Genomic DNA, 10,997 nt, shown 5'->3' with positions numbered 1-10,997 from the left:
TCGACTAAGATCTGCCACGTCCTTATGTCTTACGTCGACGCCAACACATCCTGTGTAAGACCCGGAGGCGTGCACTTTGCCGAGGAGGCTCCCGGACTGCCCGCGGAAAGCGAGCGCCTGGAGCGGAAATCAACGGATAATCAAAAGCTTAAACCACTTCTTTTGGTGAAGAGCCTATAAGTCATATCCTTATTACAATCAAACAAGTGGTCATTTCTGGAGAGAGCCCGCATATTCTGGTAATTTGCGGGCTCTCTTATTTCGAACAAAGAAGGATATAAGGAAAATTCAAAAAATCTTTCGGGGAACGTATTGTTTTAAATAGTAAAAAGTTTATTATTTAATATAAATAGGTCTTTTGGTCCTGTTTTTTGCCAAGCTTACCCTTAAAAATATAATTGTCACTTCTATGTTATAATGTGGCATAGAAATGGGGTGAGCTTTTGCTGAGCGGATTATTTTCAGCATCCAAGAAAAAACAGTCATTAGAAGAGACGGTTTTAAAAATACAGGATGGGGATTTGCTTCTCCGTAACGAATTGATTGACTCATTTAAACCATTCATTGCTAAAACGGTATCGTCTGTATGCAGAAGATACATTAATGAATCAGACGACGAATTCAGCATTGGCCTCATTGCTTTTAATGAGGCGATTGATAAATATTCACCCGATAAAGGAAGTTCGCTGCTAGCATTTGCGGAAATCCTTGTAAAGCGTCGGGTGATTGACTATATAAGAAACCAGGCGAGACGGCGCCAGGATATCATACTCGATCTTTCTTTGGAAAATAATGAAGAAGATCAATCCCAAACCTTCCTTGAAACGGAAAAATCAATGCAGGAGTACGAAAAGCTCAAGGAAGTGGAAAAGCGTAGAGAAGAGATTCGGCTTTATCAAAAGCGCTTATCAGAATTTGAAGTGTCTTTCTCTGATTTGGTGGAGAATTCCCCGAAGCATTCCGATGCCAGAAAGGGAGCGATTGCCATCGCAAAAACACTTGTCAGTGATCCTGCCCTGAACGAAATTCTATTGACAAAAAAACGCCTGCCGATTAAACAGCTTGAAGAAAAGGTAAGTGTAAGCAGAAAGACGATAGAAAGAAACAGAAAATATATCATTGCGGTCGCGCTTATTTTAAACGGAGACTTTTTATATTTGCATGACTATCTGAAAGGGGTGATTTAAGAATGAAAAAAGGCATTATTTTAGAGATGGATCAAAAATATATTACCCTTATGACCCCTGAAGGGAAATTTTTAAAGGCAGAGAAGGAGAAACGTCCTTATGAAATTGGAGAGGAAATTCTATTTACACCCTTTCACCCGAGAAAATACAGCATCTCTAATTTTTTTCATTTTTCCATAAAAAAAACCTCCATCATAAGTGCAGCAGCTGCAGTTGCCCTTACGCTTAGCATCTTACCTGGCATGTTGGACAAGAAGGTCTCAGCATATATGACAATAGACATCAACCCAAGCATTGAATTGGGTTTGGATGATCAACTAAATGTTATCGAGATGAAAGGTTTGAACGCGGAAGGAAAAGATGTGGTGAAGCAGCTTTCCGATTGGAATAACAAAAGTGTCAATACTGTCACGGATGAAATCGTTAAAATGACAAAAAAAATCGGATACTTCAAAAACCAGAAACAAATCGTCGTCTCTACGACAGTGATGGACAAAAATAAAAAGCTGGATGAAGATTTAAAGCAAGAGATGTTAAAGACGGCAGCGATAGTTCCCAAGACAAAAGTGAAGGTTCTTAATGCTACGGAGAAGGATCGGGAAAATGCTAAGCAGGAAGGTGTTTCAACCGGCAAGTACATAGAAGAAAAGCAAGCTGTTCAAGAGAAAAAAGAGACAGAAAACACCCAGCAAAAACAGGAAGAACCCTCCAAAAAAACAGACGAAAAGAAGGAAGAAAAACAAAAGACCGAGGCAAAGGCTAAACCGGAAGAACATGTACAAAGAAAAGTTGATCTGCCTAGAAGGATCGAACCGGAGCGGAGCAAGCAGCCCAAAAATGAGAAACCTCGTTTTTCAAGAATTAAGCCAACCGAAAAACCTGTGACACCTTCATTCAAAAAAAATGAACAAAAGCATCGTGATCAAAATGATTTCCGGAATAAAGGAAATCAAGTGGAAAAGAACCGCGGCAAGGATCACTTTAAACTGAAGCATTATGTACCTGAAAAACCGGTTAAGCCCAAAAAGTCGTCAAATAAAGAGCGGGGCTATTCAGGGCAAAAGAAGCATTTGGACGATAGACGCGATCATTGGGATAAAAAGTATCGTACGCACGATCGTTAACAGGAAACACAAAGGCTGTCATCCGGCGATGACAGCCTATTCCATTTACCTATTTAATGGTTATGTCTTATTATCTGCTTTTCAATTCGGATTGGGCTTGTGCAATAAGACGTTTCGTAATTTCGCCGCCTACAGATCCGTTTGCACGTGATACGGTTTCAGAACCAAGTTGTACTCCGAATTCCTGGGCGATTTCATATTTGATTTGATCCAAAGCTTGCTCGATACCAGGTACTAAAAGCTGGTTTCTGCTGCCTCTGCTAGCCATTATGATTCTCCCCTTCTCTTTTTAATAACAGCGTTTATACCACTGTATTAGTAGTATGAGGAGGCGTGGATTGTTTTACTAAAAATAAATATGGAAATACATCCTATAATTACAAGCGGGAGTCAGAGCTGCTAAAGTAATCATCCACACAACCTTTTAACAATGTATAATGGATTGTAGATTATTTAGTACATAATAAGACTGTATTGTAACGAAAGGAATTTTCTCAATGTGGATTTCATTTAAAAAAACACTTCGCCGATTGAGTCCCGCTCAAATCATTATCGGTTATTATTTTGTGGCAGTCAGTATCTCAACGATACTCTTAAGTTTGCCTGTAGCGACGAAACCGGGAGTCCAATGGACATTCATCGATGCATTGTTTACAGCAGTGAGTGCCGTTAGCGTTACGGGTTTAACCGTCGTCAATACGGCAGATACATTCAGCACACCGGGCATTTTCATCCTAATGTTCGTCCTGCAGTTCGGCGGTATAGGCATTATGACATTGGGTACTTTTTTTTGGTTGATTATGGGAAAGAAGATTGGCTTGAAGGAACGGCAATTGATTATGACTGACCAAAATCAGACGAGCCTTGCCGGTTTGGTAAAACTCTTGATCCAGCTCGTAAAGATTATCGTCATTATCGAAATAATCGGTGCTTTTGTGCTGGGCCTTTATTTCCTGAAATACTATCCAGCCTGGGATCAAGCATTCTTGCATGGCTTGTTCCTGTCGGTAAGTGCTACGACCAATGCGGGATTTGATATAACCGGAGAGTCGTTGATCCCATATAAAGGAGACTATTTTATCCAGTTCATCACGATTCTGCTCCTGATACTCGGAGCGATTGGCTTTCCTGTGCTCATCGAAACAAAGGAATATCTTTCGAACCGGGTGAGAACCTATAAATTCCGCTTTTCCCTTTTTACAAAAATAACATCGGTTACTTTTTTCGGACTTGTCCTATTCGGTACACTATTCATTTACTTACTTGAGTTCAATGGATTTTTAAAAGGGAAGGCTTGGCACGAATCGTTTTTTTACTCCCTTTTCATGTCGTCCAATACGAGAAGCGCAGGACTTGCCACAATGGATGTTGGCGACTTTTCCGAGCCAACCCATATCTTGATGAGCATCATGATGTTCATTGGAGCATCGCCCAGCTCTGTAGGCGGCGGCATCCGGACTACTACATTTGCCATTATGATCTTGTTTTTATGGAATTTCGCAAAAGGAAGCCGTTCCATCAAAGTATTCAATCGGGAAATATGCGAGGAAGACATTTATAAAGCGACGGCCGTGATGCTGATGGGTATCTTCCTCTGTATCGCGTCGATATTCATCTTGACAATCACTGAGGATTTTTCGCTGACCCATATTATCTTTGAAGTCTGTTCGGCCTTCGGTTCTGTAGGTTTATCACTGGGGATAACTCCGGACTTGAGCGTCACCGGCAAAATCGTCCTCATGATTATTATGTTCATCGGGCGTGTCGGCATTGTCTCTTTCCTTTTCATAATGGGAAGAAGGGAAAGAACAGACAATTATAATTATCCTAAAGAAAGAGTGATTATTGGTTGAGTGAAGGGGAGACTAGGCAAAAGTCTTTTCTTCCTTTTTTTCTATAAACTCATCATTTAAATCTTGTCAACAAGTAATGTGACAAAATAGGTTTTTCAATCAATTGAGGAACTGTTGTAAACGCTTTATTATAAGAGTAGAAATACATTATTTCATTTGAAATTATATTAAAGTTGAAAGGGGTTAAATAGAAATGACGGATAAAGAAAATTCAAACTCAGCGGTTAAAGTGAAAATACAGCGCTTTGGAAGTTTTTTAAGCGGCATGATCATGCCCAATATCGGTGCGTTTATCGCCTGGGGTTTTATTACTGCACTATTTATTGAAACAGGCTGGCTGCCAAATGAGGATCTAGCCAAGCTTGTTGGTCCAATGATTAATTATTTACTGCCTATCTTAATCGGGTTTAGCGGCGGTAGACTCGTTTATGATATAAGAGGCGGGGTAGTTGGTGCAACCGCAACGATGGGTGTTATCGTTGGAGCGGAAGTCCCGATGCTTTTAGGGGCTATGATTATGGGTCCTATTGGCGGATGGGCTATTAAAAAGTTTGATAAAGCTGTAGAAGGAAAGATTAAATCAGGATTTGAAATGCTGGTAAACAACTTTTCAGCAGGGATTATTGCTGGTATTCTTACATTAATTGCTTATAAAGGTGTCGGACCAGTTGTTCTTACCTTGAATGAAGCATTAGCGGCCGGTGTACAGGCAATTATAGACGCTCAACTTTTGCCGCTTGCAAGTATTTTCATCGAGCCAGCTAAAGTCCTATTTTTAAATAACGCAATCAACCATGGTATTTTAAGTCCAATTGGTATTGAACAGGCTGCGGACGCAGGTAAATCAATCCTATTCTTACTGGAAACCAATCCTGGCCCAGGTTTAGGTATATTATTAGCCTATATGATTTTCGGAAAAGGGATGGCAAGGCAAACAGCCCCAGGTGCTACTATTATTCATTTCTTAGGTGGTATCCATGAGATTTACTTCCCATACATTTTAATGAAGCCAATACTGCTTTTAGCGGCAATTGGCGGCGGGGCAGCAGGTGTATTCACGTTCTTAATTTTTGATGTAGGATTAGTGGCAGCTCCATCGCCAGGAAGTATTTTTGCACTAATGGCGATGACACCAAGAGGAAATTACTTAGGAGTTATTACAGGCGTGCTGGTAGCTGCGATTGTATCGTTCTTCATTTCTTCCATCATTTTGAAAGCATCGAAGCAAACAGGTGAGGAAGATTTAGCAAGTGCAACTGAAAGAACATCCGAGTTAAAAGGAAAAGAGAGCAGAGCCTCTGCACTTATCAAAACTGAAGCTAAACAAGAAACAACACAATCTGGCTTTGATAAAGAAATAAATAAGATTATTTTTGCGTGTGACGCTGGTATGGGTTCAAGTGCAATGGGTGCGTCGATCCTCAAGAACAAAGTCCAAAAAGCAGGATTAGACGTATCTGTTTCCAATACTTCGATCAGCAACTTACCGGCTGATGCAGATGTTGTTATCACTCATAAAGATTTAACAGATCGAGCCAAAGCAAAATTGCCAAACGCAAGTCATATATCGGTGGAAAACTTTCTAAACAGCCCGAGATATGATGAGCTATTGGAGAAATTAAAAGAAGGTAAATAATGAGTAAGCCTGGTTCCGAATGGAATCAGGCTTTTTTAACAGGAAAGTATAACTTTTTCAACTTTGATAAGTGTCAGCTACGACGTAAGGACGTGACGATGTCGGCCAGCGCCCAGCCCCTCGGACTTGCCCAGGATGGACTGGCGTCGCGTAAGACATAAGGACGTGGAGGTTCTTAGTCTCGACGTTCCTTTAACGGGTGGAACGACGAAGACATAACGATGTGGCGGTCTTAGTCGTTCTTCTTTACTTGCAGGGCGCTTGCTCTTTTCTTATAAAGTAATTAAATTTTGTCAACAATGAAGATGGCGAAAGTGAGTTATCTCTTGATTGTTTTAAGCTATATAATCGATTTATTATTAAAATAGAAGTATATTACTAAATGATTGGCCGTTATTGTCATAATTTTAGTCTTTGTTCCATATGGGAGTGAGAAGATGTATATTTCTGCAAGAGAAAGGATTATGCTTGAAATTTTATTGGAAAAAAGTGAAGAAATGACTGTTAAAGATCTTGCGGATGAAATGGATGTAAGTGTCCGCACGATTCATAGAGATTTAAAAGGTCTGGAAAGCACGCTAAAAGATTACCAGCTACAGTTAGTAAAGAAGTCAGGTGTCGGCATTCAAATCATTGGGGAGGAAGACAAGGTCGAAGAATTCAAGCTCGCCCTTCTCCATGTAACCTATAGTGAATACACTCCTGATGAAAGGCAGACAATGATCTTATGTGCGCTATTGGAATCAAGAGAACCTGTAAAGCTGGTAGCCATTTCGAACGATCTCAATGTAACGATAGCCACAATCAGCAATGATTTGACTAAATTGGAAGGTCGTCTACATGAACTTGATTTATCGCTCGTTAGAAAAAGAGGGTATGGTGTTGAAATTGTTGGTTCTGAAACAGCCAAGAGAAAAGCAATGAGAGCTGTGATCGCTGAAAACCTTAATGAAGTGGAATTTTTATCTTTGGTGAGAGAAAACATTCAAAGGAAATCAACCAAACAAATAGACTCCATCTCTGAAAGGCTTTTAGGTCTTGTAGAGAAGAATAAACTTTTTATTGTTGAAAAAGCTATTGAAGAAGTGAATACAGAAATCTCTTATTCAATGGCGGATAGTGCTTATATAGGGCTTGTTGTTCACCTGGCACTAGCGATTGAGCGAATAATCCAAGGTGAAAACATTAATATCGATCAGGATTATTTGGAAGGCTTGCAGTCAGTTCCTGAATATAAAATGGCGAAAAAAATTATCCGTAAACTGGAGAAGGCCTTCAATATTGATATTCCTGATGCTGAGATTGGGTATATTACGATGCATCTCCAAGGGGCAAAATTAAGGTATGATAAGGAGTATTTATTAGAGGATTCCAGTTTGCAAATTGCTCTGAAAGCAAAAAGCCTGATTAAATATGTTGAAGAACAATTGCAAATCGATCTAATAAGCAATGCTTCACTCTTTCAAGGCTTGGTTACTCATTTGAAGCCCGCGCTTTTTCGGGTTAAACAAAATATGGGGATAGCAAATCCTCTGATGCAAAAGATCAAACAAGATTACGGAGATTTGTTTAATATTGTTAAAGGCGGCGTTAGTAAGGTTTTTTCAGATTTAATTGTTCCTGATGAAGAAATCGCCTATCTAGTTATGCACTTTGGCTCTGCTTTGGGGAAAACACGGACCGCTGATTTAAAAGCATTAGTTATTTGTTCTACCGGTATCGGTACCTCAAAGATGCTTGCGACAAGACTAAAGCAAGAATTACCGGAAATTGGAACCCTGAAAAATGTCTCCTTATTTGAATTGAACCGTCTTCAATTAGAAGAGTACGATTTGGTGATTTCTACTATAAACTTGCCTGACTTCGATAAAGAGCATATCGTAGTAAGCCCGATTTTAACGAAAGAAGAAATCAACAGGCTAAGAAACTATATAGACAAACAAACAGAGGATCATGTTAGGACTCGAAAAATACCGATAGCCGATATCCATTTTCCAGAGCAGCAAAGTGCCGGGCAATTAATTAAGAACTTGAAAAACGTATCTCAATATACGGATACGATAGCGACAGTCTTAGAGAGATTTAGCGTGATGCATGTATCAGATTTTGAGAATATGGAAGGAATTTTAGCACGAGCCTGTGACTCTTTAAGCAACAGTGGTGTGATAGGGGACTTCGGGTTAGTGAAAAATGCTTTGTTAGAACGTGAAAAACTTGGCGGGTTAGGTATTCCGGGTACTCGGCTCGCATTATTTCATGCTCGCAGTGACCAGGTGTTACGCCCTTCCTTCAATCTTTTAGCACTGGATGACTCTATAAGAGTTAAAGCAATGGATCAGACGGATATCGAAACAGACAGTATTCTTTTGTTATTATCACCTGAGACGTTTTCAAACCAAGGATTAGAGGTATTAAGCTTCATAAGTTCCATTATTATTGAAAATGAGCATAGCATTTCGCTATTTGAAACAAGAAATGACAATTCCATTTCTTCCTATCTAGCAGCTAAGTTCGTACAATTTTTTAATGAAAAATTAAAAGAAATGAGGAATCTTTAAAATGTCTCTACCTATTTTATCTACTGAAAATATTCTATTAAACGCTGAAGTAAACGGAAAAGAAGATGCCATCAGATTGACGGGACAAGTGTTAGTCGAAAAAGGTTATGTTGAACCAGCTTATATTGAGAAAATGCTTGAACGGGAAGAATTAACTTCCACTTATATGGGGAATTTCTTAGCCATCCCCCACGGTACAGAGGATGCCAAGCAATTCGTTAAGGAATCAGGCATTACGATTATACAAGTTCCCAAAGGTATAGATTTTGGCGGGGGCAATATTGTGAAATTATTGATCGGGATAGCCGGCAAAGGGGATGAGCACTTAGAAATATTATCCCAAATTGCCATTGTCTGTTCGGAGGAAGAGAATGTTGAGGCTATTGTAAATGCCACATCCAAAGAAGAAATCATGGCTTTTTTTGAAGGAGTGAACTAATATGCAAGCCGTTCACTTTGGAGCAGGGAATATTGGAAGAGGGTTCATCGGTGCACTCTTTTCACAATCCGGTTATCATGTTACATTCGTTGATATTGCTGAGGAAATCATTAATCAGTTAAACGAGGATAAGCAGTATCAAGTAAAACTGGCTACTGACCAACATGAAGAAATGACGATTACAAACGTGTCAGGCTTAAATAATTTGACTCAGGAAAGCGAAGTCATTGAAGCCATTAAGCATGCAACCTATCTGACAACCGCGATCGGGCCGAATATCCTGCCGCGCATTGCTCCATTGATTGCAAAGGGCCTGGCAGAACGGGTAAAGACAAGCGATGAGAAAATATATGTAATTGCCTGCGAAAATCAAATATCGGCAACAGATTTATTAAAAGGATATATCTTTGAGCATTTAGATGAAGAGACCAAAGCGAGTTTAGCCAACAAAGTGTACTTCTTCAATTCAGCCGTTGACCGCATCGTACCGCTTCAAAATAATCAAGGGTCCTTGGATGTACTGGTTGAACCTTATTATGAATGGGTTGTGGAAGCGAAGATAAGCATCCCCACTGTTGAAGGGATGACGATTGTTTCTGATTTGGCCCCTTTTATTGAAAGGAAGCTCTTTACGGTCAATACAGGGCATGCTGTCATCGCTTACCTGGGTTATTTGCAAAACAAACCGACAATCGACCAAACTCTAACTGACGAAGAGATTACAAAGCAAGTAAGGGCTACGCTCAACGAAACCGGAGCATATTTAATTAAACAATACGACCTGGAACGTGAGGAGCACCAGCAATACATCAATAAAATAATCAATCGATTTAAAAATGCCTATTTAGACGATGGCGTTACAAGAGTTGGCCGTTCCCCGATTCGCAAGCTTGGACCGAATGACCGCCTTGTCAAACCTGCTGTGGAAGCGGAAAAAGCAGGGCTGGCATTTACTAACCTGGCAAAGGCCATCGCTGCAGCCTTGCTCTTTGATTTCGCAGAAGATGAAGAAGCGGTAAAACTGCAATCGATGATTAAAGAACATGGTGTTGCTCATGTGCTGAAAGAAGTGAGTGGGTTAGAGGAGAATAGTGTCATTACTTTGGAAGTCACAAACCATTATAACGCTTTAAAGAAATAGAAAAACCTTGATATTTTAATGCCTCTGGATAGTATTCCAGGGGTTTTTTTGTTGTAGAACTCTATTATTGTGCTATGTCCAGTGCAATGCTTATGGAGGGTACGGATTAAGGATTTAACTTCACTAAAAATGGTCTTTCGTTATTCCATAGCACGTCAACGTCCAGCCCAAAATAACCGGTTAATGTTGCTTTATTAAGAATGTCCTTAGTTCTTCCGGATTCATATACCTCTCCATCCTTCAATAGCAAGGTATGCTTAAATATCGGTAAGATTTCTTCCACATGGTGGGTAACATACAGCAATGTTGGGGATTCGTCTCCCTTTGCAATCTTATCAATGGATTCCAATAGTCTCTCTCTAGCAATAAAATCCAAGCCTGTTGTTGGTTCATCCAAAATTAACAGTTCCGGATTTCCCATGAGAGCACGTCCAATCAGGATACGCTGTTTTTCACCTTGCGATAAAGTTTCATAATTTCTATCTGCGTATTCTATACTTCCTAGTTCTTCTATTAATGAAATGGCTTTTTCTCTAATTTCCTTAGTCGGTTTTTCATAGAGTCCAATTGATGCATAAGCGCCGCTAAGCAAAATTTCGAATGCACTATCGGACGGATAAAGCTTTTGCTGCAGGCTGGCTGAAACGATTCCAATTTGATTCCGCAGTTTTCCGCCAAGTTCAGCCTGGCCAAATTTTTTACCTAATACTTCAACATCACCTGATGTCGGAAAATAATAAGCACCAATCATATTCACGAGGGTCGTTTTGCCTGCTCCGTTTAATCCGTAAAGTGCCCAATGCTCCCCCTTGTTTACCTGCCAATTAATATTTTTTAAGATTCATTGACCGTCTCTGTTTAGTGATGCTTATTTGATATGTATAACCATAATCTACCTCAATCTATATTTTCTGGCTCTTCACCATAACTGGTGATTTAAATTGATTAACATAATATCTCAGTTAATTTTGCAACAAGGTTGATTGGCGAGGATATGCGGGACTCCTCGAAAATGCATACGCATTTTCTCGTGCGGTGCCTATTCATGGATGATGATTC

At 39.8% G+C, this 10,997-nt stretch carries 9 protein-coding genes and 1 pseudogene; 8 read left to right on the top strand and 2 right to left on the bottom strand.

Annotated features, from left to right (window positions below):
* From D0463_RS19720 to D0463_RS19010, 3 genes and pseudogenes are all read left to right on the top strand, one after another.
* Positions 1-180: pseudogene (locus tag D0463_RS19720) on the top strand (hypothetical protein); the annotation flags it as partial.
* Positions 181-443: 263 nt separating this feature from the next.
* Positions 444-1,187, top strand: coding sequence for an RNA polymerase sigma factor SigI (gene sigI, locus D0463_RS19015; protein ID WP_117308919.1), 744 nt, complete (start codon positions 444-446; stop codon positions 1,185-1,187).
* Positions 1,188-1,189: 2 nt separating this feature from the next.
* A complete protein-coding gene (locus tag D0463_RS19010) occupies positions 1,190-2,311 on the top strand; it encodes an anti-sigma factor domain-containing protein (protein ID WP_117308918.1) in 1,122 nt (373 codons plus the stop codon).
* A gap of 70 nt (positions 2,312-2,381) precedes the next feature.
* Here the strand turns inward: D0463_RS19010 and D0463_RS19005 are convergent, their stop codons facing one another.
* Positions 2,382-2,579 carry an alpha/beta-type small acid-soluble spore protein gene (locus D0463_RS19005; RefSeq protein WP_117308917.1) on the bottom strand — a complete coding sequence of 66 codons (198 nt, stop codon included), beginning with the start codon at positions 2,577-2,579 and terminating at the stop codon, positions 2,382-2,384.
* A gap of 229 nt (positions 2,580-2,808) precedes the next feature.
* Between D0463_RS19005 and D0463_RS19000 the strand changes: the two genes are divergently transcribed.
* The 5 genes from D0463_RS19000 to D0463_RS18980 all read left to right on the top strand — a co-directional run bounded on the left by D0463_RS19000 (position 2,809) and on the right by D0463_RS18980 (position 9,938).
* Positions 2,809-4,164, top strand: coding sequence for a TrkH family potassium uptake protein (locus D0463_RS19000; RefSeq protein WP_117308916.1), 1,356 nt, complete (start codon positions 2,809-2,811; stop codon positions 4,162-4,164).
* A gap of 193 nt (positions 4,165-4,357) precedes the next feature.
* Entirely contained in the window at positions 4,358-5,800 is a 1,443-nt protein-coding gene (locus D0463_RS18995) for a PTS mannitol transporter subunit IIBC (RefSeq protein ID WP_117308915.1), read from the top strand.
* Positions 5,801-6,264: 464 nt separating this feature from the next.
* Entirely contained in the window at positions 6,265-8,358 is a 2,094-nt protein-coding gene (locus D0463_RS18990) for a BglG family transcription antiterminator (protein ID WP_254052865.1), read from the top strand.
* 1 nt (position 8,359) lies between these two features.
* Positions 8,360-8,797, top strand: a complete 438-nt coding sequence (locus D0463_RS18985; RefSeq protein WP_117308913.1) for a PTS mannitol transporter subunit IIA — start codon at positions 8,360-8,362, stop codon at positions 8,795-8,797.
* Between the two features lies 1 nt (position 8,798).
* Positions 8,799-9,938, top strand: coding sequence for a mannitol-1-phosphate 5-dehydrogenase (locus D0463_RS18980; protein ID WP_117308912.1), 1,140 nt, complete (start codon positions 8,799-8,801; stop codon positions 9,936-9,938).
* A 106-nt stretch (positions 9,939-10,044) separates the two neighbouring features.
* On the opposite strand, the gene D0463_RS18975 is transcribed toward D0463_RS18980, so the two are convergent.
* A complete protein-coding gene (locus D0463_RS18975; protein ID WP_254052866.1) occupies positions 10,045-10,779 on the bottom strand; it encodes an ABC transporter ATP-binding protein in 735 nt (244 codons plus the stop codon).
* Positions 10,780-10,997: the final 218 nt, after the last annotated feature.

Origin of the sequence: Bacillus sp. V59.32b (assembly GCF_003429085.1) — a bacterium.
Taxonomy (GTDB): Bacteria; Bacillota; Bacilli; order Bacillales; family DSM-1321; genus Peribacillus.
The sequence above is the reverse complement of the archived record's forward strand: the minus strand, read 5'-3'. Positions and strand labels throughout refer to the sequence as shown.

Excerpts from the sequence above, each read along its gene's own strand:
- D0463_RS18995 (WP_117308915.1), top strand. The coding sequence starts at position 4,358 with ATGACGGATAAAGAAAATTCAAACTCAGCGGTTAAAGTGAAAATACAG.
- D0463_RS19005 (WP_117308917.1), bottom strand. The coding sequence starts at position 2,579 with ATGGCTAGCAGAGGCAGCAGAAACCAGCTTTTAGTACCTGGTATCGAG.
- D0463_RS18980 (WP_117308912.1), top strand. The coding sequence starts at position 8,799 with ATGCAAGCCGTTCACTTTGGAGCAGGGAATATTGGAAGAGGGTTCATC.
- D0463_RS19010 (WP_117308918.1), top strand. The coding sequence starts at position 1,190 with ATGAAAAAAGGCATTATTTTAGAGATGGATCAAAAATATATTACCCTT.
- D0463_RS18990 (WP_254052865.1), top strand. The coding sequence starts at position 6,265 with ATGCTTGAAATTTTATTGGAAAAAAGTGAAGAAATGACTGTTAAAGAT.
- D0463_RS18985 (WP_117308913.1), top strand. The coding sequence starts at position 8,360 with ATGTCTCTACCTATTTTATCTACTGAAAATATTCTATTAAACGCTGAA.
- D0463_RS19000 (WP_117308916.1), top strand. The coding sequence starts at position 2,809 with ATGTGGATTTCATTTAAAAAAACACTTCGCCGATTGAGTCCCGCTCAA.